The 21,455-nt window shown below is 38.4% G+C and carries 25 protein-coding genes and 4 pseudogenes; 24 read left to right on the forward strand and 5 right to left on the reverse strand.

Features of this window, described 5'->3' with window-relative positions; translation table 11 throughout:
• Nucleotides 1-14: 14 nt before the first annotated feature.
• Together DXD12_RS04600 and DXD12_RS04605 are read right to left on the reverse strand one after the other, a co-directional pair.
• Nucleotides 15-569 carry an ImmA/IrrE family metallo-endopeptidase gene (locus DXD12_RS04600; protein WP_002304410.1) on the reverse strand — a complete coding sequence of 185 codons (555 nt, stop codon included), beginning with the start codon at nt 567-569 and terminating at the stop codon, nt 15-17.
• Nucleotides 570-620: 51 nt separating this feature from the next.
• Nucleotides 621-1,070: a helix-turn-helix transcriptional regulator gene (locus DXD12_RS04605; protein WP_002304411.1), complete on the reverse strand. Its 450-nt coding sequence runs from the start codon at nt 1,068-1,070 to the stop codon at nt 621-623.
• Nucleotides 1,071-1,356: 286 nt separating this feature from the next.
• Between DXD12_RS04605 and DXD12_RS04610 the strand changes: the two genes are divergently transcribed.
• The 24 genes and pseudogenes from DXD12_RS04610 (at nt 1,357) to DXD12_RS04730 (ending at nt 18,555) form a co-directional block, all read left to right on the forward strand.
• Complete coding sequence (locus DXD12_RS04610) at nt 1,357-1,920, forward strand: hypothetical protein (RefSeq protein ID WP_002304412.1); 564 nt, start codon at nt 1,357-1,359, stop codon at nt 1,918-1,920.
• Between the two features lie 262 nt (nt 1,921-2,182).
• Nucleotides 2,183-2,488 (forward strand): helix-turn-helix transcriptional regulator, encoded by a 306-nt coding sequence (locus DXD12_RS04615; protein ID WP_002304413.1) that lies wholly within the window; start codon nt 2,183-2,185, stop codon nt 2,486-2,488.
• Nucleotides 2,489-3,002: 514 nt separating this feature from the next.
• A complete protein-coding gene (locus tag DXD12_RS04620; RefSeq protein ID WP_002578938.1) occupies nt 3,003-3,410 on the forward strand; it encodes a type II toxin-antitoxin system PemK/MazF family toxin in 408 nt (135 codons plus the stop codon).
• A gap of 6 nt (nt 3,411-3,416) precedes the next feature.
• On the forward strand, nt 3,417-3,653 hold the full coding sequence (locus DXD12_RS04625; RefSeq protein ID WP_002304418.1) for a helix-turn-helix domain-containing protein: 237 nt from the start codon (nt 3,417-3,419) through the stop codon (nt 3,651-3,653).
• A 117-nt stretch (nt 3,654-3,770) separates the two neighbouring features.
• Nucleotides 3,771-4,394, forward strand: coding sequence for a helix-turn-helix domain-containing protein (locus tag DXD12_RS04630; RefSeq protein WP_002304420.1), 624 nt, complete (start codon nt 3,771-3,773; stop codon nt 4,392-4,394).
• Between the two features lie 4 nt (nt 4,395-4,398).
• Nucleotides 4,399-5,772: a site-specific integrase gene (locus DXD12_RS04635; protein WP_002304423.1), complete on the forward strand. Its 1,374-nt coding sequence runs from the start codon at nt 4,399-4,401 to the stop codon at nt 5,770-5,772.
• Nucleotides 5,773-5,857: 85 nt separating this feature from the next.
• A complete protein-coding gene (locus tag DXD12_RS04640) occupies nt 5,858-6,163 on the forward strand; it encodes a hypothetical protein (protein ID WP_002304425.1) in 306 nt (101 codons plus the stop codon).
• Nucleotides 6,164-6,914: 751 nt separating this feature from the next.
• Nucleotides 6,915-7,529, forward strand: coding sequence for a ParB/RepB/Spo0J family partition protein (locus tag DXD12_RS04645; RefSeq protein WP_242995809.1), 615 nt, complete (start codon nt 6,915-6,917; stop codon nt 7,527-7,529).
• Nucleotides 7,447-7,782 (forward strand): annotated as a pseudogene (locus tag DXD12_RS04650) (AAA family ATPase); the annotation flags it as partial. The gene DXD12_RS04645 and the pseudogene DXD12_RS04650, both read left to right, overlap by 83 nt.
• Nucleotides 7,776-8,078 (forward strand): annotated as a pseudogene (locus tag DXD12_RS04655) (NifB/NifX family molybdenum-iron cluster-binding protein); the annotation flags it as partial. The pseudogenes DXD12_RS04650 and DXD12_RS04655, both read left to right, overlap by 7 nt.
• A gap of 264 nt (nt 8,079-8,342) precedes the next feature.
• A complete protein-coding gene (locus tag DXD12_RS04660) occupies nt 8,343-8,552 on the forward strand; it encodes a DUF6219 family protein (RefSeq protein WP_015516636.1) in 210 nt (69 codons plus the stop codon).
• A 3-nt stretch (nt 8,553-8,555) separates the two neighbouring features.
• Complete coding sequence (gene bcp, locus DXD12_RS04665; RefSeq protein WP_118293336.1) at nt 8,556-9,011, forward strand: thioredoxin-dependent thiol peroxidase; 456 nt, start codon at nt 8,556-8,558, stop codon at nt 9,009-9,011.
• Complete coding sequence (gene yaaA, locus DXD12_RS04670) at nt 9,011-9,760, forward strand: peroxide stress protein YaaA (RefSeq protein WP_118522287.1); 750 nt, start codon at nt 9,011-9,013, stop codon at nt 9,758-9,760. Before bcp ends, yaaA begins: the two co-directional genes overlap by 1 nt.
• 127 nt (nt 9,761-9,887) lie before the next feature.
• A complete protein-coding gene (locus DXD12_RS04675; RefSeq protein ID WP_107000938.1) occupies nt 9,888-10,295 on the forward strand; it encodes a transcriptional repressor in 408 nt (135 codons plus the stop codon).
• Nucleotides 10,288-11,469, forward strand: a complete 1,182-nt coding sequence (rbr, locus tag DXD12_RS15765; RefSeq protein WP_107000937.1) for a rubrerythrin — start codon at nt 10,288-10,290, stop codon at nt 11,467-11,469. Before DXD12_RS04675 ends, rbr begins: the two co-directional genes overlap by 8 nt.
• Nucleotides 11,470-11,485: 16 nt before the next feature.
• Nucleotides 11,486-11,785: pseudogene (locus DXD12_RS04685) on the forward strand (L-lactate dehydrogenase); the annotation flags it as partial.
• A gap of 27 nt (nt 11,786-11,812) precedes the next feature.
• Complete coding sequence (locus DXD12_RS04690) at nt 11,813-12,187, forward strand: desulfoferrodoxin family protein (RefSeq protein WP_107000936.1); 375 nt, start codon at nt 11,813-11,815, stop codon at nt 12,185-12,187.
• Between the two features lie 90 nt (nt 12,188-12,277).
• Nucleotides 12,278-12,436 carry a rubredoxin gene (locus DXD12_RS04695; RefSeq protein WP_107000935.1) on the forward strand — a complete coding sequence of 53 codons (159 nt, stop codon included), beginning with the start codon at nt 12,278-12,280 and terminating at the stop codon, nt 12,434-12,436.
• 573 nt (nt 12,437-13,009) lie between these two features.
• Nucleotides 13,010-13,282 (forward strand): annotated as a pseudogene (locus tag DXD12_RS04705) (antirestriction protein ArdA); the annotation flags it as partial.
• A 116-nt stretch (nt 13,283-13,398) separates the two neighbouring features.
• Nucleotides 13,399-14,832: a phospholipase D family protein gene (locus DXD12_RS04710; RefSeq protein WP_118570494.1), complete on the forward strand. Its 1,434-nt coding sequence runs from the start codon at nt 13,399-13,401 to the stop codon at nt 14,830-14,832.
• A gap of 18 nt (nt 14,833-14,850) precedes the next feature.
• Complete coding sequence (locus DXD12_RS04715; RefSeq protein ID WP_107000933.1) at nt 14,851-15,522, forward strand: response regulator transcription factor; 672 nt, start codon at nt 14,851-14,853, stop codon at nt 15,520-15,522.
• Nucleotides 15,522-16,565, forward strand: a complete 1,044-nt coding sequence (locus DXD12_RS04720) for a HAMP domain-containing sensor histidine kinase (protein ID WP_118482275.1) — start codon at nt 15,522-15,524, stop codon at nt 16,563-16,565. Before DXD12_RS04715 ends, DXD12_RS04720 begins: the two co-directional genes overlap by 1 nt.
• 31 nt (nt 16,566-16,596) lie before the next feature.
• A complete protein-coding gene (locus tag DXD12_RS04725; RefSeq protein ID WP_118637578.1) occupies nt 16,597-17,685 on the forward strand; it encodes an FUSC family protein in 1,089 nt (362 codons plus the stop codon).
• A 246-nt stretch (nt 17,686-17,931) separates the two neighbouring features.
• The gene (locus tag DXD12_RS04730; protein WP_147354007.1) at nt 17,932-18,555 is read left to right on the forward strand and encodes a DUF6088 family protein; all 624 of its coding nucleotides are present in this window, start codon (nt 17,932-17,934) and stop codon (nt 18,553-18,555) included.
• Nucleotides 18,556-18,942: 387 nt separating this feature from the next.
• On the opposite strand, the gene DXD12_RS04735 is transcribed toward DXD12_RS04730, so the two are convergent.
• Genes DXD12_RS04735 through DXD12_RS04740 form a run of 3 tightly spaced genes read right to left on the reverse strand, consistent with a single transcriptional unit; the run spans nt 18,943 to nt 21,066 of the window.
• A complete protein-coding gene (locus tag DXD12_RS04735) occupies nt 18,943-19,692 on the reverse strand; it encodes a hypothetical protein (protein ID WP_118637582.1) in 750 nt (249 codons plus the stop codon).
• Nucleotides 19,689-20,057: a hypothetical protein gene (locus DXD12_RS15130; protein ID WP_147354008.1), complete on the reverse strand. Its 369-nt coding sequence runs from the start codon at nt 20,055-20,057 to the stop codon at nt 19,689-19,691. Before DXD12_RS15130 ends, DXD12_RS04735 begins: the two co-directional genes overlap by 4 nt.
• Nucleotides 19,975-21,066 (reverse strand): hypothetical protein, encoded by a 1,092-nt coding sequence (locus DXD12_RS04740; RefSeq protein ID WP_118637584.1) that lies wholly within the window; start codon nt 21,064-21,066, stop codon nt 19,975-19,977. The genes DXD12_RS15130 and DXD12_RS04740 overlap by 83 nt, the downstream gene beginning before the upstream one ends.
• Nucleotides 21,067-21,455 lie beyond the last annotated feature (389 nt).

A 21,455-nucleotide genomic window follows, 5' to 3' on the forward strand; every position in this document is an offset into this window, starting at 1 on the left:
ATAAAAATAGATATTCATATATCGCCATAACCAATGTCGTTATCGTAGGCATGAAGATCTTCTTTCAGGAAATCTGCTTTACGAATATACATCGAATTTACCAGCTCTCCTTTTTCGTGGAGCAGGCTGAATTTGTAGTCTAATAATGCTGCCGGTACATAGAGCATTTTAGCCGTTTCAAAAAATGTGTGTTCCGAAAGGCATTCCAGGACTTTCCCATCTTCTAACAGAAGCTCCGCCGCAAAGAAGTTTGCTTCATTTTCTTCGATTGATCTATCATCAAAAACTTCCATTTCTTGAAAGCCGTGCATCATAGCGATTTTTGTATGCAGGACAGCGTGTCCTAATTCATGTGCGACTAATATACGCTCCAGGATACCGTTCACATTGTGATCTATCACGATATTCTTTTGTCTGGACTGGTAATAGAAGAAGCCCTTCAATTTCTTCTGTAAATCGTAATAGTGGATTTTGATACCTAACAGCTGACATAGCTCGTAAGGGTCTCTGGTGTGATATTTTCGCACAAGCTTATCGACAGTTTCAATGATATGCTCTGCCGTTTTCATTTGCTTCACCTCCGAATCGCACACAGAAAACATATTCTGTGCTTGAGGATTTTACTCTTTATCTTTATGCTTTCTGTATTTCTTCGGAGTGTACTTTTCCCGTGCTGTTTTCTTAGAGTCCATATAAACTGACATAATCGCCTGGAAGAATACATCTTTTGCGTCCTCGTCCAATTCTCCACCGGCAAACAGAGAATTTACACGACCCAACACTTCCTGAGCTTCTTTTGCTCCTTTTGAACCGAAGTTTTCCTTTGCCTCTAAAATAAACATATCCTGATCTATATGGCTCTGGCTATCCGTTTCAGATTCGTCCAAAAGATAGGACACAGAGATATGCAGTGCTTCAGCAAGTTTTCTGATGTTGCTTTTTCTGGGGAGTGTTCCGAGCTGCTCATAGGTGTAAAGGGATCTTTCGGAAATGCCGGTCATCTGGGCAAGCTCCGTTTGAGATAGGTTCATAGCCAAACGAGCTTCTTTAATTTTTTCTCCAAATGTCATGGTAGTATCCTTCCTTTCAAAAAATATTTATTCGTAACTTCCGATTATTTGTTGACAAACTTCTGGAAAATGCTATAATAAGAATCATAACAGAAGTTTTAATTCCACTTAATTATATATCGGAACTTTTATAAAGTCAAGAACTTCCGATTTCACTTCTGTTATTTTAATCAAATATCGGAAGTTATAGTCATTCTTGTCCCATGGTATTTGTTTCCCTTTAGCCAAGTGACAGGAGTTAGAAAGGAATTCTTATTTTATGGATTAGGCTGAAAGGAGATTCTGAATGAGCAGATATAATACACAGGTATTAAGCAGTATTCGAATGCTTTGCCGGATGCAGAACATTGACGAGAAGGTTCTGTATGAAAGAGCAAAGCTGATTTTATCCATATATCGAGAGGTGTGCTGGTCTACCATTGATCGTGCGAATGATGTATGTGATACCCTTATTTGTACTTACGGTGACAGCTTAGATGGTGCATTGATTTATCTGGAGAACTTTGCTCCGGATGAAGCGAGAGAACGATTTGAAGAACGCATTCGCAGCTTATTTGAGACAAAGTGGATCATTGAACTGGTAGATATGGCTATGTTGAAAATCAGAGAATATCCAGATAAAGGCGCTCTGTACTGTGAGATTATCTCAAAGGCATATCTCAACCGCTTCAAGTACAGGGAATCAGAAATGCTGGAGGTTTTGAATATGGAACGCAGCACCTACTATGACCGAAAGAAAGAAGCGATACTGTTATTTGGTCTGTCACTTTGGGGAACAGCCATTCCTAAATTGAAAGATTTCCTGGAAAGTGCCCGGGAGGAAGAAGCATTGTGTTATTGTGAATGCTAAGACAGGATTTTAGTCCGACTAAAATCCGATGAAAATACGACGGTTCCCCTACTGAAAGTCCGACTTGTCCAGTGTTAAAATGGCTATGCTGGGAGATAGCGGCATAAAATTGAATAGAGAGAGTTACGCCTCGTGCCTGTAATGGGTACGGGGCTTTTTTTATACCTGCCTATTTTCCCCCATAATTAACACAAAGGCATGAACGAGAGCTTGGAGTAATTTACTCCGGCTCTTTTTTTATGCCTGCAAGGAGGACAGGCAGATGGCAAAGGGTATTGAGAATCGGGCACGATCTCCTCCCGCTGTTTTTGATTTTGCAACTTCACAAATTCAAAAACACGGAGGAACGAAAATGTATTACGACTTGGTTGAAAGCGGAAAAAGAATTAAAGCCTTGAGAAAGGAACATGGGCTTACACAGGAACAGCTTGCGGAGCAGTTAGGTGTTGCCGCAAACACCATTGCACGAATTGAAACCGGCAACAGAGGTATCTCTATTGATTTGGCAATCGAACTGGTTGTGCGCTTTGAGACAACCCTTGATTACATATTTTTAGGTCGTGAATAACCTCAAAACTATACCTACGAGGCAATAAAAACTTGCATGAGGAACAGGTACAATTTAGATACAGCCAAAGAAAATCGGCTGCTTGATCCTTGAAAACTGAATACACAGTCATCGAATACGTTCCTGTTGCCGGTGCGAGAGCATCAGCCACATCAGCGGTACGCCGAGACGTATCGGATAGAGAAACAGAACGACTTTCTTCTATAAATTAAGCGCTTGTCTCTCTCCCGATGCCAGCGATCAATACTGGCTTGTAAATATTGGGTTGCTCCCAATACGGCCATGAAAGCAACAGGATTAAAGATACTTCTCTACGGAGCTGGCGGAGAACCCGGCAGAGGTTAGATTCCTATGGAACTGATTCGCAATCAGTCGTTCGGTGATTCCCTGAGGGCGTAAGCCCTCTTTCCCAGGGGTGCGTGGCAAATATGGGACACATAGACTTTTGGACTGACTGCCTGATTCCTTTCTGGCAGTCAGTTATTACATAGCCAACGAAAGGAGGTCATGGCACATGATGAAAGAAAATTGGGTATATTGCCGTGGTGATATTTATTGCGCCAAGCTGGACCCGGTAGTTGGGTCGGAACAAGGCGGCATCCGTCCGGTTATCGTCATTCAGAACGATACCGGTAATAAACACGCTCCCACATTGATTGTGGCAACGGTCACCACCAGAATCCATAAGAAAGCGAATATGCCGACGCACTTTGTTATTTACGACAATCCTGCATTCAAAGAAGCGTCCGTTGTTCAGCTGGAACAGATTCGTACCATTGATAAAAGCAGGATTGATAATTACTTAGGTAAGGTAACGCCCCGTGAAATGGTAGCGATTGAGAAAGCCTTATCTGTCAGCCTGGCAATGGAACAGCTGAAAAAGCGTTCCCCAAAACATAAAGCAAAGAGAGCGAAGGAGTGAACATAAATGTTTGAAGAAAGAATCGCTGCCATGAATCAGCGCACCGAAGAAGCGATGGCTGCTAACGCAGTTCAGTTTGATAAGAGAACCTATACGGTTGATGAGATTCAGGATATTCTGGGCATCAGCAGAACCAGCGCATACAACCTTGTGAAAAAGAAAGTTTTCCATAGCGTCCGCATCGGTGGCAGTATCAGAATCTCCAAAAAGAGTTTTGATGAGTGGTTGGATCATCAAATGTAAGATTTGTCAAGGGCGTCGTACAACCCGGCGACAAACTTCAAAACATATTGAGAGTTCGATAAAATGTAGCCATGACAAGAAACACATGGCTACATTTTTTACATAGGAGGTTGTACGATGGCAGAAATGAGAAAACGCACGAGTATGTCTGTTCTGGAAATGGGCAGGATGCTCGGTCTTGGTAAAACGGAGTCATACTGGCTCATTAAGAAGAATTACTTCAAAACCATTCTTGTCGGCAACACCATGAGGGTGATGATCGACAGCTTTGAAGAATGGTATGCCAATCAGTTCAAATACCAGAAGGTCGATGGAACCCCTCCCGGCGAGGAATTGAAGAAAACTACATATTCAATGGAGGAGCTTGGACAGCGCCTTGGGCTGAAAGAAGCGACTGCTTACGAACTGGTTGCCAAAGGGCATTTTGATGTGGTCGATGTCCTGGGCAAGCGCAGAGTGACAAAGGAGAGCTTTGAAAGATGGTATGCTTCTCAAACCGATTACCGCACGGTAGAGGATCAGGAACTGGATGCAGATATTATGGCATCCACCTACGGTCTGCCGGAAATGGCAAGAATGCTTGGGGTACATCGTCAGACCATTTACTATATCGTTGCCAATGAAGATTTTGAGCTTATCAAGGTTGGCAGGTATAAGCGAGCTACCAAAGAGAGCTTTGAAAAATGGTATCACAATCAGACCCGCTACCAGTTAGCGGAAGATAGACAGGAAAGGAGCTGATTACATGGCATCTATCGTTAAGAGAAAAAAGAAGTATTCTGTGGTTTATACATACACCGATGAGAACGGCAACAAGCGTCAGAAGTGGGAAACCTTTGAAACGAATGCCGAAGCAAAGAAAAGGAAGTTGCAGGTTGAATATGAGCAGGAGTCCGGAACCTTTATTCCCCCTTCTGCTAAAACCGTCAATGATCTTTTGGATGAGTATATGTCAATCTATGGTGTGAACACCTGGGCGATGTCTACCTATGAAAGCAGAAAGAGCCTGATTGCAAACTATATTCGTCCCCTCATCGGTGATATGAAGCTGGAGGATGTCACGCCGAGAATCATGGACAAGTATTACCGAGATTTGCTTTCTGTCAAAGCGGTTTCTTCTAAGTATGTAAAAGCCCGTACAGAATATCTGACTCCGCATACTGTCCGAGAGGTTCACAAGACATTGCGAAATGCTTTCAATCAAGCGGTCAAGTGGGAATTGATGACCAGAAACCCTGTGGAGCACGCTACGCTGCCGAAAGAAGAACACAAGACCAGGGATATCTGGACAGCAGAAGTGCTCCAGAAGGCTCTGGAAGCCTGTGACGATGATATTCTTCGTCTGGCTATTAACCTTGCCTTCTCCTGTTCCCTGCGAATGGGCGAGCTTCTGGGGCTTACCTGGGACTGTATTGACATTTCCCCCACCAGTATTGAACTTGGTCAGGCAAGCATCTTCGTTGAAAAGGAGTTGCAGAGAGTAAATCGTGAAGCGATGGCAGATCTGGACGGTAAGGACATCATGTTCAAGTTCCCACCGACCTTCGCCAGTACGCATACCGCATTGGTTCTCAAAACTCCTAAGACCAAAACAAGTGTCCGCAAGGTGTTCTTACCGAAAACCGTAGCGGAAATGTTGGTACAGCGAAAGGCTGACATCGAAGAACTGAAAGACCTTTTCGGTGACGAGTTCGTAGACTTCAATCTGGTTTTCTGTTCTTCCAATGGCAAGCCGATTGAGGGGCAGGTTATCAACCGTGCTTTCAATAAGCTGATTGAGGAGAAGGGACTGCCGAAAGTGGTTTTCCATAGTCTCCGACATTCCAGTATCACTTACAAGCTGAAGCTGAACGGCGGCGATATGAAATCCGTTCAAGGCGATTCCGGTCATGCACAGGTCAAGATGGTAGCGGATGTTTACTCCCATATCATCGACGATGACCGCAGACTGAACGCTGAAAGAATGGAAGCTGCGTTCTACTCAGGCAGACAGGCAACGCCTGAGCCGGTTCAACCAGCCGCAACGGAAAGCTCCGCTGATGATAAAGAACTTCTTCTGAAGCTTCTGCAAAATCCGGAAATGGCAGCACTCCTGAAGTCGCTGGCAAAAACATTATAGTAACTGCAAGGGCAGATCCTTTTACATAGCTACAATAGCTGTAAAAGGGTCTGCCCTTATTTTTTTGTTATGGAGGTCAACGAGTATGGATAGAATCTTTATGGACGAGTATTACGAGCATCTGAGAGCTGACAATATCGAGGCATTTTCCAAGGAAAGGAACGACGAATATGTTGGCAGAGCTGAGGAATACAAAGCAGCAAAGTCGGCATTGCTTGAAGGATTGGGACTTGAGCATTTGTTTGACCATAGCCATGAACTGACTCCGAAAGAGAAAGAAATATGGATGCTGTTCGATAGGGTTGATGTAGCAGAGCTTCTTGCAAGGGATGCTTTTGCCAAGGGTGCTTATATGCTCGGCGCTGAGGATAGAGAGATTATGCTGAAATAAAAAAAGACCTGCTTCGGCGGGTCTAAATTACATAGAATCATTGAGTCTGAAAAACCTTTGAAATTCTTAATAATTCTGGTTGAAAAATTCATTTTGAAATGATATATAAAACAGACTGAAATCTGTGTCTAAGGACACCCGCACCCTCACACGAGAATGAATAGGATTTCCTATCATTTCGCATCACGAGAAGTTACATAGTGACATTTACTTGCACTTGCAACGTCCACCAAAAATCGAAAGACTTGCTAATTTCGAGCCAATCGGACGGTGTAAAATCCCTCTGAATTAGCTATCACAGCGTAGTATCAGATGGGATTTGAAATGCTGAAAAACCTTGTATTTCCAAGCATTTTTAAGCATTAGATGCCACTTCCCGATGTCGTATCGGGTCTACTCCTAAGCACTAGTTGAGGGTTCGATTCCCCCTGGGAACGTGCATTTTTTGCAGCAATGATCGTAAAAGTTCATTGCTGCTTTTTCTTTTTTCCGGTGCTCGTGAGCACCGAGAGAACACTTAAACGCAGATATTGAGCACCGAAATTTCTTAACGGGCACCAATGCAATAATTCAATCCTGGTACCGAACGGAGATAACTACAGCGTAGGATAAGGATTGGGGTGTCAATGAATGTAAATATGGTTTTCTTGCCTGAACAAAACAGGCCTGACGGATCTATCCGCTCAGATTAGATTAAGAATCTATTCTGGGCGGATTTTTTCGTTACAGATATTTTAGAGGAGGATAGCTTATGGATAAAAAAACGGATGTAAGAGATCCGGATGAAAAAGTTGTTGAGATTGAAATGGAACGGTTAAGAGCATTTTCAAATCATCCATTTAAAGTGATCGGAGACAGTCAGATGATTGAGCTGCAGGACAGCATAAAAAAGTATGGTGTACTGAATCCATTGATTGTTCGTCCAAAGATTGAAGGCTACTACGAAATTATTTCTGGCCACAGAAGAAAATATGCGGCTGAGAAGCTGGGATATAAGAAAATTCCGGTAATCATTTGTATGTTGCAGGATGATGAAGCAGTAGTGATCATGGTCGATTCCAATTTGCAGAGAGAGCAAATTACACCAAGTGAAAAGGCCTATGCCTATAAGATGAAATATGATGCCATCAAAAAAAAGGCAGGCAGAAAGAATTGTAGTCAAGTTGACCACAATACAGGAAAGAGGAGTATTGACGTAATCGGAGAACTTTGTGGTGACAGTGCGAAGCAGGTGCATAGCAGTATCAAATCAAAAAGGTGGAGTTGGAAAGACGGTATCGTGCGTGAATTTAGGAATCGGATTGGCACAGGAAGGGAAAAAGGTTCTTCTGATAGATGCAGATCCGCAGGGCAGTCTCACAATTAGTTTAGGGTATGAGGAACCGGATGAAATGGAGTATTCTCTTGCAACGCTGATGCTAAATATTGTGAATGATGAAAAACTGAACATGGAAAAAACAATCCTTCATCATAAGGAAGGTGTGGATCTGATACCGGCCAATATAGAATTATCAGCGATTGAGGTATCTTTGGTAAACGCAATGAGCAGGGAACTGATTATGAGGTCACTTATTGAGAGATTAAGGGAATTTTATGATTTTATCATTATAGATTGTATTCAGAAGTAGTAGATACGAATGGAAGCGGACATGGTGCATTGGCAGGAGTTCTTAATGCATTAAATGCCGATGTTTTGATCTGCGGCGGAATAGGAGGAGGTGCCCAGACTGCGTTAGCGGTAGCAGGCATTAAGCTTTTTGGCGGAGTTTCAAGAGATGCAGATAAAGCAGTAGAAGCTTTTATCAATGATACACTTGATTATAATCCAGATGTTAAGTGTTCTCACCATGAGCACAGCCACGGAGAGGGACATACATGTGGTAAACATGGATGTGGAAACCATAGCTGTCATTAAGAAGAATAGCAAAAAATACAATACGAAAGGATGCGTCAAGGTAATGGGAGAATTATCGTGATACATCCTTTTGTATTATTTGATAAGATGGCAGATTACATTTTCAATAAGGCGGTTAAAAACTGTGAATGCTACATCGATCTCTACATGGATTGAGTATTTTTCTTTTCTTACTTGTAGAAAGTGATGAATGGAAGGTATAATATTGTTAATGATCCAGAGATATTTATTTTGGAAACAGCTTAATCAATTTGGAGGTATAAAATGAAAGCACATAAATATTGGTCAATCGGAGCAATAGTTACAATGGTTGGAACTTTTTATACAGGATATAAAGGGTTAAAAGCAGCACACAAATACTTTGCATTTGGCTCTCTGATATGCATGATTATGGCAGTCTATTCTGGTCATAAAATGATTTCAGGTAATAAAAGAACAAGAAAACAGGTGGAAAATACAAAAGCGGAGGAATAGTAAATGTTAGAGATAGGAACAAAAGCACCGGATTTTGAATTGCCGGATCAGAACGGAGAAGTGCATAAATTAAGTGATTATTTAGGTAAAAAAATAATTTTATATTTTTATCCAAAGGATAATACACCAGGATGTACGAAGCAGGCATGTGGCTTTTCTGAGCGTTATCCACAATTCACCGAGAAAGGTGCGGTGATCCTTGGAGTCAGTAAGGATTCTGTAGCCTCTCACAAGAAATTTGAGGAAAAATATGGATTGGCATTTACACTTTTGGCAGATCCGGAGCGTAAGGTGATCGAAGCATATGATGTCTGGAAAGAAAAGAAAAAATATGGCAAGGTTTCTATGGGTGTGGTAAGAACCACATATCTTATTGACGAGCAGGGAATCATTAGAAAGGCAAATGATAAAGTCAAGGCGGCAGATGATCCTGAAAATATGCTTAAGGAATTAAATTGATGAAGATTATATTGTCACCTGCAAAAAAGATGATTGTAGATACAGATAACATAGCACCGGTTGAACTGCCTGCCTTTATTGATAAGACAGCAGAGATATTGAGCTGGATGAAAAGCAAATCAAAAGAGGAACTGAAAGCTATCTGGAAATGTAATGACAAGATTGCAGAGCAGAACTTTCACAGATTGGAAAATATGGATCTTTATAACAGACTTACTCCGGCTGTTTTAGCATATGAAGGAATTGCATTTCAATATATGGCACCAGCTGTGTTTGAAATCCAGCAGTTTGAGTATCTGCAAAATCATTTAAGAATCCTGTCTGCGTTTTATGGCATTTTAAAACCACTGGATGGTGTGACTCCTTATCGCCTTGAAATGCAGGCAAAAGCTGAGATTGAAGAAACAACAAATCTATATGATTACTGGGGGGACCGGTTATATCATTCAGTAATTGATGACAGCAGGATTATCATTAATCTTGCATCAAAAGAATACTCGAAATGTATAGAAAAGTATCTGACACCACAGGACAGATATATTACGATTGTATTTTGTGAGTTATCCGGAGATAAATTGGTAACAAAAGGTACCTATGCCAAGATGGCTCGTGGTGAAATGGTCAGATTCATAGCGGAAAATAATATTGAAAATCCGGTGGAGATTCAGAAATTTGACAGACTCGGATATTCGTTTAGGTCTGATTTATCTTCAGATTCAGAATATGTATTTGAACGCAAAATAAAATAGTTATTCAGGTAAAAGATGCTCAGTTTAGCACCTTTTATAATAATGAGAATTATTACTATTTTTATTGACAACAGGATGATGGCGGTATATAATCCTTATTAAGAACTAATCCTAATAAGGAGGACGGATGACAAGTAGGAGAAATACCATTCAAAAAGATCTCGTAAGAAATACCGTATACGAAATGAGAAGACACGTTACGGCAATTGAAGTGTATGAATTTATAAAAGAAGCATATCCATCAATTGGAAAAGGAACTGTATATAGAAATCTTGATATATTGGTAGAGGAAGGTGCATTAAGAAAGGTTGAAGTTCCGAATGGACCGAACCGATTTGATTTTACATTGAAAAATCATTACCATGTAAGATGTATAAAGTGCGGTGAAATTTTTGATGTGGATATGGATCAAATACCGGATTTGCTGGAAAGAATTCATAACACTCATGGAATTGAATTTGTGGATTACGATATTTCATTTAAAGGCATTTGCCCGAAATGCAGGGAGAAGGTAAAGGAGGAACAGCATGGATAGGAAAGCAATGTATAAGTTGAGTTATGGACTGTTTATATTGACCGCTAAAGAAGCAGAAAAAGATAACGGATGCATCATTAATACAGCCATTCAGGCAGCTTCGGAACCAAACCAGTTAAGTATCTGTGTAAATAAGGCAAATTATACGCATGATATGATTCAAAGAACCGGAAAATTTACTGTATCAGTCTTAAGTCAGAAGGCACAATTTGAATTGTTCAAACATTTTGGCTTCCAATCAGGAAGAGATACCAATAAGTTTGAAGCATTTGAGCAGTGTGCCAGGGGCACGAATGGTATTTATTATATTACAGAAGGTACAAATGCATACATTTCTGTGACAGTTACTAAAACAGAGGACTTAGGTTCACATACGATGTTTATCGGTGAGATAACCGATATGGAAGTTTTAAGCAATGTTCCTTCAGTAACATATGATTATTATCAGAATAACATTAAGCCTAAGCCACAGGAGGTTGGAAAAACAGAGGACAGTCAGACAATATGGCGTTGCAGAATTTGCGGATATGAATATGTAGGCGAGGAATTACCGGATGACTTTATATGTCCTTTGTGCAAGCACCCGGCATCAGATTTTGAAAAAGTAGTAAAGAAAACGGAGGTAAAAGAGATGGCAGAAAACAAATATGTAGGAACACAGACAGAGAAGAATTTACAGGAGGCATTTGCGGGGGAATCACAGGCAAGAAATAAGTATACCTATTTTGCTTCTGTAGCGAAAAAGGAAGGTTACGAGCAGATGTCAGCATTGTTTTTAAAGACTGCAGATAATGAGAAAGAACATGCAAAGATGTGGTTCAAGGAATTAGCAGGAATTGGTGATACAAAGGAAAACCTGGCGGCAGCGGCAGAAGGCGAAAATTATGAGTGGACAGATATGTATGACGGCTTTGCTAAAACAGCTGAGGAAGAAGGATTCCCTGAGCTTGCAGCAAAATTCAGGGCAGTAGGTGAGATTGAGAAGCACCATGAGGAAAGATATCGTGCACTTCTTAAGAATATTGAAACTGCACAGGTATTTGAAAAGAGCGAAGTTAAGGTATGGGAATGCCGTAACTGCGGACATATTGTGGTAGGAACAAAGGCTCCTGAGGTATGTCCGGTATGTAACCATCCACAAAGCTATTTTGAAGTACATGAAGAGAATTATTAAGGAGATAAGATTATTAGCAGTCAAGAACAGTGCTTATGAAATAATAAATAAAAAGCACGCTACATATTATGGAATGGCAATGTCTGTAAAAAGAATCTGTGAAGTAATTATGAGAAATGAAAAATCAATACTTCCGGTATCGCACATAATTCATGGCGTATATGATATTGACGGAGTATCGTTAAGTATGCCAGTTATTGTAGGTGTTGATGGTATTGAGTCTAATATACCTATTAATTTAAGTGGTGAGGAAGCATTAAAGCTTAAGAAATCTGCAGATTCTTTGAAAAAGATTATAGAGACGATTGAACTATAAATTATACACATGGAAGGAGATAAAAGCATGGAAGTAAAGTATTATATATGTAAGCATTGTGGAAACATTGTTGAAAAGGTAAAGGATAAAGGTGTTCCTGTAATTTGTTGCGGAGAACCTATGCAGGAATTAAAAGCCGGTGTGACAGATGCGGCTGTTGAGAAGCACGTGCCTGTATATACAGTGGAAGGCAATTATGTTCATGTCGTGGTCGGAGAGACAAAACATCCAATGCTTGAAGAACATTTCATTGAGTGGATTACATTAAATACCAATCAGGGAATATACAGAAAACAGTTAAATCCAGGGCAGGAGCCGATAGCAGATTTTTGTCTTTGCGATGGTGAACAGGTAGAAGAAGTATATGCATATTGTAACCTGCATGGATTATGGAAATGCTAAAAGCATTTATACATATTAAGATTTAAGAACAACACAAATATAACCGTAATATAGGCTGTGTATTAATGTATTTACAAGGAGGAACAACAAATGAAATATGTATGTGATGTTTGCGGATGGGAATACGATGAGGAGAAGGGATATCCAGAAGGTGGTATTGCACCTGGTACAAAGTGGGAGGATATTCCGGAAGATTTTGAATGTCCGTTATGTTTTGTAGGCAAAGACCAGTTTTCAAAGGCTGAATAAAAATGAAAGCAGGACTAATGGATGTATGAAATGAAACCAGAATATTATAATGGAATAAATATGATAGAATTGACATAATATTGGAAAATCTTCGTGATTATACAGTAAAACACTTTACTGATGAAGAGCAGTATATGGAATCTATTAATTATAAGAAGTTATTTACACAGAAAGTTCAACATCTGAAATTTATACACAAACTTGATGAATTTATAGAACATCATAATGATGAGATAGAAGATCAAGATGAACAGATTATGGTTATATGTGTAGAGTCTGCGGATAGAGGATAGGGGAATGTGCAGCATGTTTCCGTATTACTCCCATGTTGTTACCAATTGCTATCCTTTTGCTACCATTCTACCTCTTTTTTTCAGAATTGACCTGTGCTAATATTATCATAGACAAATGAGACATGAGCTACAAACTTACATTTCATTTGTTTCTCTTTTGCAAAAGAATACGGACAAAATATAAAGCGTCTGCTCATTGCCGGAATGGTGATGAGTATGGCGCTTTTTTTGATGCCGAAAACCGGGTGATGACCTGAAAAATGAAACAGGAGGAAATAGCATGGCATATGAATATGGCCACGATTGCCCATTTGAAGCTTACATCACGAATCTCGGAAAATATAACGAAGGGGAGTTGGTAGGCGAATGGGTAAAGTTTCCTACCACATCAGAAGATCTGAAAAAAGTATTTGAACGAATTGGAATCGGTTCAAAAGATGACTTTGGTAATCCTTATGAAGAATGGTTCATAAGAGATTATGACTGTTATGTCGATGGGCTGTATGAAATGCTGGGAGAATACGAAAGTCTGGATGAACTCAATTATCTGGCTTTCTTTAAAAAGAAGCCGGTCATATTTTTTTATGAAAAATAAATTTTGTTGAGGTTAAATTGAGATTGACTTTGTATTGTATAAGTATGAAATAAAAAGGAATCAGGTGCTGTACAATGAAAAAGCATAAAATATGTAAAATCCTTCTTGTTATACTGGCAATTTTTTTATGTGTGGCTTTTTATGAATTGCTCGGAATCTGCGTTGCATATAAAAAGCAGCCGGAAGTGTCCAATACAACCAAAAAAGAAACAAAAAATGGGTCATGGAACGAATGCAGTGAAAATACAGAACGGGCAGTAATCATAGAAAAGAATCCAGAAGCGCTTTTACAAAGAGTGCGTTTGATCAAGAATGCAAAAGAAGACATTATTCTTTCTACTTTTGCATTTCAATCCGATGAAAGTGGAAAATTGATCTTAGGAGCACTGCATGATGCGGCAGACAGAGGTGTGCATGTTCGTCTGTTAGTAGATGGAATGGAGAGCTGGATTGATATGGAAGGAAATCCGTATTTCTATGGATTATCTTCCCATGAGAATGTTGAAATTAAACTGTATAATAAGGCCAATCCGTTGAAACCATGGAAGATGATGGGGAGAATGCATGATAAATATTTGATTGCAGATGGTAAGACATATATTCTTGGTGGAAGAAATACATACAATTATTTCCTGGGTGATTTTCTGGGACATAAGAACTATGACAGAGATGTGTTAGTGGTTTGCAATGAACCTGAGAAAGAAAATTCAGTTAACCAGTTGTTAGAGTATTTTGAAACGATATGGGAACAAGAAGACAGTGGTTATTTTCATGACAATAAAAAACTGGCAAATAGAAAATCTGTAAAGAACGCAGTTTTAGAGCTGCAGAACGGCTATCAGAAATATTTTGAAGAGAATAAGGAAAGAATCTGCGATACCGATTACACGGACGAAACTTTTGAGACAGAAAAGATTGCATTAGTGTCAAATCCTATCCACACAGGTCCCAAGGAACCAGTAGTCTGGTATCAACTGGGAGAACTAATGAAAAATGCAAAAGAGCGCGTGAAAATTCATACACCATATATTATCTGCAATGATATGATGTATAATACATGGAAAGAGATTGCGGAGAGAGTTCCGGATTTTTCTATCATGACCAATTCGGTTGCCAACAATGGAAATCCGTTTGGTTCTGCTGATTATGCGAGAAACAGAAACAGAATTTTAAATACAGGAATTGATATCTGGGAGTATGAAGGCGGCTATTCTTACCACGGAAAAAGCATCCTGATCGATGATGATCTATCCGTAATCGGTTCCTTTAACATGGATATGAGAAGCACGTATCTGGATACGGAACTGATGCTTGTAATACGTAGCAAAGAGATTAATAAACAGTTGGAAGAAGGCATGATGGAATATGAAAGAGTGTCCCGACAGGTATTGGAAGATGGAACCTATCGTGATCCGTATCATGTAGAGCCAATTGAATTGACAAAGAAGCGTCAGAGAAACGTACTTTTGGTACAGCATCTGCTTGGATGGGCAAGATATCTGTTCTGATAAAGGAGGAAGAAGATCGTGTTTCAAATATTAATTGTAGAAGATGATAAAGAATTAAGCCAGCTATTCCAAAAAGTGCTTGAGAAGAATGGATATCAGGTCAAAAGTGCATCGGATGGAGCACTGGCATTAGAAATATTGGATAAAGAGTATATTGATCTGATCATTTCCGATATTATGATGCCGGTTATGGATGGTTATGAACTGGTGTCGAAACTCCGTTCAGCAGGATATCAGATACCGGTACTTATGATCACTGCGAAAGGTTCCTTTGATGATATGCGCCAGGGATTTCTTTCGGGAAGTGACGATTATATGGTAAAACCGGTAAATGTGAATGAAATGGTTTTAAGAGTCGGAGCACTGCTTCGCCGTGCACAGATACTGAATGAACACAAAATTGTGATCGGTTCAACAGAGTTTGATTATGATGCAATGACGGTTACAACTGATAAGGAAAGTCTTGTTTTGCCTAAAAAAGAATTCCTGCTTTTATATAAGCTTGCAGCTTCGCCAGGCAGAACATTTACAAAACAACAGTTGATGGATGAAGTATGGGGATACGAGACGGAGGCAGACCCACATACGATAGAGGTACATATAGGAAGAATCAGGGAGCGTTTGAAAGATAACCCTGATTTTGAAATCGTAACAATGCGTGGAATTGGATACAAGGTGGTGAAAAAATAATGGAACAAAAGAAAGAAAAAGGATTGCGGATCCGATCCTGTCTGACTGGTGCAATCTGGCTGGCACTTGTATTTTCAACAGTCATATCTGCGTTATTATTTGCTTTTTTGAATCATTTTTTTAATCTGCCTGGTAGCATACCTGTGCTTGGCTGGCTTTTGATTTTTAATACATTGATTGCAGGGCTGATCACTTCCTTTATCAATGCAAAGTTACTGGAACCAATTACCAGACTCAGTAAAGCAATGAAGGAAGTTTCGCAGGGAGATTTTGAACAGCACTTGGAAACGAACAGCCGTATCGCAGAAGTTGGAGAATCTTATCAAAGTTTTAATGTGATGACAAAAGAGCTTCGTGCAACAGAAGTACTGCAGATGGATTTTGTCTCCAATGTTTCTCATGAGTTTAAGACCCCGATCAATGCCATTGAAGGATATACAATGCTGCTTCAGGGAGAAGAACTGTCTCCGGATCAAGAGGAATATGTAGAAAAAATCTTATTTAACACCCAAAGACTTTCTGGATTGGTTGGTAATATTTTGCTGTTATCCAAGTTAGAGAATCAGAACATACCAATGAAAAAAACAGAATATCGTTTGGATGAACAGATCCGTCAGGCATTTCTTTCCCTGGAGACAAAATGGACAGAAAAAGAAATTGGTTTCCAGGTAGAGCTGGAGGAAGTTAAATATACTGGGAATGAAGGACTTTTTATGCATATATGGATGAATCTTTTAGATAATGCGATTAAGTTCAGTCCTGCAAAGGGGACAATTATGATGTTTCTGAAGCAGGAAAAGGATTCTGTAATGTTTATTCTGGAAGATGAAGGACCGGGAATAGAGGATGATGTGAAAACCAGAATATTTGACAAGTTCTATCAGGCAGACGGTTCTCACAAAGCAGAAGGAAATGGTCTCGGCCTTGCACTTGTGAAACGGATCGTAGATAGTGCTGGCGGGACGATCAAGGCAGAAAACCGGGAATATGGAGGATGCAGATTTGTTGTAGAGCTTCCAATACAGAAAGATGAGGCCATATAAGTTTAAGAAAAACAGATAGAGGAGGAATTACATGACATTTTATCAGGAATTGCAGTTAAATCAGGCAGGTTCTAAAAATCTGTTGAAAAAGAGTGAAACAGTGAAAGAAAAATTATATCATATGTGGGTATATCTGGTGAAGATAGCTGTTACAATGGCATTTTGTTTTTTATTTGTTACTATTTTCAGTATCTTATTTGGAAATGAGAATAGTATTGTGGGTGTAGTAGTTTTATTATGCCTTATGGTATTTCGGAATGCGGATCTGGGGATCCACACCGGACAATCTACGATGCTTTTGGCTTTGTTCTTTGTAATTATGACTGTATGTCCGCATTTAGCAAATCAGTTTTCACCGGTACTTGGAATGCTGTTAAATATTGCGGCACTGGCTGTGTTGATTCTGTTCGGATGCCATAATCCATTCATGTTTAACCAATCCACATTGGTTCTTGGTTATCTGTTATTGTATGGATATGATGTAACAGGAAAAAGTTATCAGATGCGATTAACCGGAATGGCATTAGGTGCAGCACTTACCTGTTTCGTATTTTATCGAAATCATAAAAACAGAACGTATAAAAGAAATTTGAATGATTTGGTACAGGAATTTGATATATCTTCTTCCAGAACAAAATGGCAGATATGTCAGATTTTATGCGTACCGATTGTCCTTTGCATTGCAGAACTTTGTAATATGCCACGTGCAATGTGGGCTGGTATTGCGGCCATGTCCGCGATTTTGCCGTTTATGGAAGATATGCACTACAGAGTCCGTAAAAGGATTGTCGGAAATATTGCAGGTGTTATATGTTTTACAGTATTATATTTTCTGCTTCCTTCGTCAATCTATGCATATATAGGAATCCTTGGCGGAATTGGTGTAGGACTTTCTGCAAAATATGGCTGGCAGGCAGTATTTAACACATTTGGTGCTTTGGCCATTGCTACAGAGAGTTATGGACTAAAAGGAGCAGTTGGTCTTAGAGTGATTCAGAATGTTTTTGGCGTTGTATTTGCATTAATATTTTGTTCTATGTTTTATTGGCTTATGTCGAAAAAAGGAAACAGTGGTAACCGTGGCTGCAAAATAACGTGGGTTAGAAAGAAAAAAGGTTAATCCGGAGATGGCAGCTTTGCTGACGAGTCTGGCAAAGAGTATAAAGATGTAAGGGAAAATGTAAGATCTGTTGGCTTTGGGAAGAATCCTAAGGGTGACAGATCTTTTTTTTTGTTTTATTCTGCTTTGGATATACTAACCATAGTGCTAAAATTACATTGCCAGATCGTGAAAACAGGATATAGAATATAATTAACAAAAATAATCATATAGGTTATAAATATTTAGGAGAAAGGAATGAGGTTTATGTTATATGAATTTTTGAAAGACAATTATAAGGAAGCAGAGCCTATATTCTTTTCTGATATAGTGATTAAGGGAATTACAAAATCTGCAGTAAATCAGCAGCTAAAAAAGCTGTGCGATGAGGGAAAACTACAAAAATATGAGAATGGCATTTATTATTTGCCTAAGAAATCACGACTAAAAACAAAGGTGGGCGTAAATGCAGATACGGTTGCCAGATACAAATATGTTTCCAGAGGTGGAAAAGTAGATGGTTTCTATTCTGGTAATACATTTGCTAATCAGCTGGGAATTTCAACGCAGGTTCCCAATAAAGTTGAGATTGTTAGCAATAACATGGCGGCAAAAGTACGAGAAGTTCCAATTGGAAAGAGAATGTTCATAGTAAGAAGACCAGTGGTTCCGGTAAATGAAGAAAATGTCTATGTGCTGCAGTTACTTGACTTATTAAAGAATCTGGATGTGTATCTGGATGAAAGCTATGATGTGGCTCATGACAAAGTATCTCAATTTGTGCGGATACATGGCATCACAAAAAAAGACGTGGATAGTTATATAAGAGAGTTTCCGATTGCAGTATTTAAATATTATTATGAATTGAGGTTGGATGATGTATTTGCATAAAGATGATAACTGTAAAACAGAACTACATTGAACCGGTCAGAAGTATATTACGATAAGAGATAATTCACCCACAGACAAGCCAAGATTATCGCGTTAAGATAAAGAAAAAGCAAAGGAGATAATCTTATGGCAATCACAGTTAATGAAGCAGAAAAAAGATGCTAAGAGGCTATTCTGTTGCCTCTTTGATTTCCGGCTTTCTGGTATAGCGGTTCATGATGGCAAGCTCATGGAGGGTTCCGATCTGGTCGGTGCTCTCAATCTGGTAAGCCAGCCTCTTTTCGCTTTCGGTTAGGTTTATGGTTTGGCTCCTTTCTAAAAATGGGCGTAAAAAAACGCCATAGGTTGTTAGCTTACAACGTAAAAAGACGCCTACAAGAGACGTCTTTAAATACTTTGAATTATTTGTTTTATGGAATCAATATTGTCATGGTTATAGTCTTTAAGAAAACTATGATAATCTGAAGATAAACGTAATGCAATTTTTTTTGCTTTAATTAAATCAAAGAAAGATTTACCATTTGCTATTTGCTCATAATCTTCAAGCATGAATGTGAGAATAAACATTTCTCTGTTGTTTTGATATTTTTCGATAATGCGTAAAACTTTAGTGAGACCATAGGCATCATGAAATTCGTTTTCATTTCCTGTTAGTCCTTTTTGAGTAAAAATAATTCCAAAAGGGACATCCGTACTTACTAATAGACTGTAGAATTTTCCAACATAAGTAACATTTAAAGTAGAAGCATAGTTTTTGCATTCTCCTAATGCTATATCGGATTCTATTTCAAGTATATCTCTAGCAAGATTGAACTCATGAAGTGCTTGTTTGCCTCTTTCTGAAAGGATTATTACCTCATCAATCTCGTTAGTACCAGTATGAATATTTCGATATATTTCAAAAAAATAAGATTTCTGTATTAGGAAAGAAACTAAATTTTCAAGGCGATCACCTTTCTCTTTGGTCGTTTCGGTTGATTTGTCAAAAGGTCGCTTTAAGTTTGCTAATAAGACAGAAAAATCTTGTTTATCTTCCTCAGACCAAGCGGTTAACTCATAAAAGATATCTAGTGGTCTTTGAATGATTTCTTGAAGATACTCTTTAATACTATAATTCTCTTTTTTTATATCAGTCATATGTGCAACACCTTATAAAGAACAATTATATCTTCAGAAACAGATAAAGCACTATTACAAAAATCACAAGTATAGTTTTCGTTGAAATCCGTTAAGGTATCTAAAAATATTCCTTTACTTCTACCACATTTCATGCAATAAACTTCGTAAATATTTCTTACAAAACCAGCCTTCTTTAAATCCTCCATAAATAAATAGGCTGTTTTTATATCAATGACTAATTTCGATTTTAAATGACCTGGGTAAATAAAGTCACCGGGATGAATTACAGAGAAGAAACTATCACATTGTTTTTTCTGATATGGGGTCAGATTGTATGAGATTTTCAAGTTCTCTATTACATCCAATAAGGTAATTTCTGACATAACTCATCACCTCCTTATCTCCTAGAAGTTCACCGTAAAACATAAATAGACTATAATCAGTTCCCTTGTAATTATGAGTAATACCGAATTTTATATCGCGATCATCCAGTTTTACTTTTACCATTGGCATATCAGATTTTATTTCAATTTCTTTGATAAAGGCTTCTAGTTTATCTTTAATCAAATTTGTATTGATATCGGTATCAAACAGTTCCTTATTCTCTTTGATAAAAGCTCTTAGTTCTCCAAGAATTGGCATGACACCATCACCATCATCATATGCTTCTAAGTATGCAGTAGTACCATTACGTTGCATTCTTTGCGCATAAATGGAAATATTATCTTTTTCTGATTTTATATAGTCTATTACTGCCTTAAAATCAATGTTCTCTGTTGTAATACCCAGTGTAGAACTTAAATAATCAAGAATTTCATTGATTTTATCCCGATAGAAATTGTATGAATTTTTATATGCAATACCAACTCGATCAAAACGAAGTTCTATTATATTATGTTCTTTATCTAAAACACAGATAACAACAAAATTGATTTGGTTTCCAGTATCATTATTAAGTAAATTAGAAAACTTTAAATACACTAGATTACCAACAATATATAATGACGGTTTCTGATATTCATCAATTAGAGAATTTCCTTTTTTGTCGAATAAATTTACTGTTTTGTTTTTTACCAGTTCTTCAATTTTTGTTGAAGCAATTTCAGAACATTTAAAATAACAAAAATGTCGATATTGACGTTTATACTCAAATTCCTCAATAAATTGCAATACATTATCCACGTGTAAAATATTATTGATTTTCTCATCAAGAGAATCGTATTCAGAAACATCAATAATATCTGCAAAATTTAGAGAGAGTTGAGGCGTTTTCTTGCGATTATTTATAACTAGTCCGTCGTTGACTGCCTGTTTTAAAAGCTCTTTTTTTAAATATGCAGGAAAAAATTCTGCAATTGTTTTCTGCATGTTAGTTTTATATAAATGCTCCATAAACGTCTCCTCCAAAATCGCATAGTTAATTATAGTATATCACATGAGAGAAGTATATGCAATTTTTTTAAAAAAACACTTGACTTTTTTTACGTGAAGTGGTATAAGAAAATAACAAAATTTCTAAAGGAGAGCCGTTAAATCAAAATTGAGATTTCAGATTCAGAGTAATATATCTCGTAAGTCATTGTGTTCTTGCTAAGAATTTGCTAATTGAACACCTTGAAATCGGGCGAAATCCGTTGAATGAGGTGTAATACTTTAACAGGTCAAACGCCCGAAAAACCCAGTAAAATCAATGGTTTTCTTGAATAGGAAGTTATGTAGTCGGAAACCGCACGAGGTGGTATGCCATACTCCTAAGCGTGGGGGCGGAGGTTCAAATCCAC

Origin of the sequence: Clostridium sp. TF11-13AC (assembly GCF_003481065.1) — a bacterium.
Taxonomy (GTDB): domain Bacteria; phylum Bacillota; class Clostridia; order Lachnospirales; family Lachnospiraceae; genus Otoolea; species Otoolea fessa.

Bases quoted from the DNA above. Each gene is read 5' to 3' on its own strand.
- DXD12_RS04600 (WP_002304410.1), bottom strand. From the start codon at position 569: ATGAAAACGGCAGAGCATATCATTGAAACTGTCGATAAGCTTGTGCGA.
- DXD12_RS04605 (WP_002304411.1), bottom strand. From the start codon at position 1,070: ATGACATTTGGAGAAAAAATTAAAGAAGCTCGTTTGGCTATGAACCTA.
- DXD12_RS04610 (WP_002304412.1), top strand. From the start codon at position 1,357: ATGAGCAGATATAATACACAGGTATTAAGCAGTATTCGAATGCTTTGC.
- DXD12_RS04615 (WP_002304413.1), top strand. From the start codon at position 2,183: ATGGCAAAGGGTATTGAGAATCGGGCACGATCTCCTCCCGCTGTTTTT.
- DXD12_RS04620 (WP_002578938.1), top strand. From the start codon at position 3,003: ATGATGAAAGAAAATTGGGTATATTGCCGTGGTGATATTTATTGCGCC.
- DXD12_RS04625 (WP_002304418.1), top strand. From the start codon at position 3,417: ATGTTTGAAGAAAGAATCGCTGCCATGAATCAGCGCACCGAAGAAGCG.
- DXD12_RS04630 (WP_002304420.1), top strand. From the start codon at position 3,771: ATGGCAGAAATGAGAAAACGCACGAGTATGTCTGTTCTGGAAATGGGC.
- DXD12_RS04635 (WP_002304423.1), top strand. From the start codon at position 4,399: ATGGCATCTATCGTTAAGAGAAAAAAGAAGTATTCTGTGGTTTATACA.
- DXD12_RS04640 (WP_002304425.1), top strand. From the start codon at position 5,858: ATGGATAGAATCTTTATGGACGAGTATTACGAGCATCTGAGAGCTGAC.
- DXD12_RS04645 (WP_242995809.1), top strand. From the start codon at position 6,915: ATGGATAAAAAAACGGATGTAAGAGATCCGGATGAAAAAGTTGTTGAG.
- DXD12_RS04660 (WP_015516636.1), top strand. From the start codon at position 8,343: ATGAAAGCACATAAATATTGGTCAATCGGAGCAATAGTTACAATGGTT.
- bcp (WP_118293336.1), top strand. From the start codon at position 8,556: ATGTTAGAGATAGGAACAAAAGCACCGGATTTTGAATTGCCGGATCAG.
- yaaA (WP_118522287.1), top strand. From the start codon at position 9,011: ATGAAGATTATATTGTCACCTGCAAAAAAGATGATTGTAGATACAGAT.
- DXD12_RS04675 (WP_107000938.1), top strand. From the start codon at position 9,888: ATGACAAGTAGGAGAAATACCATTCAAAAAGATCTCGTAAGAAATACC.
- rbr (WP_107000937.1), top strand. From the start codon at position 10,288: ATGGATAGGAAAGCAATGTATAAGTTGAGTTATGGACTGTTTATATTG.
- DXD12_RS04690 (WP_107000936.1), top strand. From the start codon at position 11,813: ATGGAAGTAAAGTATTATATATGTAAGCATTGTGGAAACATTGTTGAA.
- DXD12_RS04695 (WP_107000935.1), top strand. From the start codon at position 12,278: ATGAAATATGTATGTGATGTTTGCGGATGGGAATACGATGAGGAGAAG.
- DXD12_RS04710 (WP_118570494.1), top strand. From the start codon at position 13,399: ATGAAAAAGCATAAAATATGTAAAATCCTTCTTGTTATACTGGCAATT.
- DXD12_RS04720 (WP_118482275.1), top strand. From the start codon at position 15,522: ATGGAACAAAAGAAAGAAAAAGGATTGCGGATCCGATCCTGTCTGACT.
- DXD12_RS04725 (WP_118637578.1), top strand. From the start codon at position 16,597: ATGACATTTTATCAGGAATTGCAGTTAAATCAGGCAGGTTCTAAAAAT.
- DXD12_RS04730 (WP_147354007.1), top strand. From the start codon at position 17,932: ATGTTATATGAATTTTTGAAAGACAATTATAAGGAAGCAGAGCCTATA.
- DXD12_RS04735 (WP_118637582.1), bottom strand. From the start codon at position 19,692: ATGACTGATATAAAAAAAGAGAATTATAGTATTAAAGAGTATCTTCAA.
- DXD12_RS15130 (WP_147354008.1), bottom strand. From the start codon at position 20,057: ATGTCAGAAATTACCTTATTGGATGTAATAGAGAACTTGAAAATCTCA.
- DXD12_RS04740 (WP_118637584.1), bottom strand. From the start codon at position 21,066: ATGGAGCATTTATATAAAACTAACATGCAGAAAACAATTGCAGAATTT.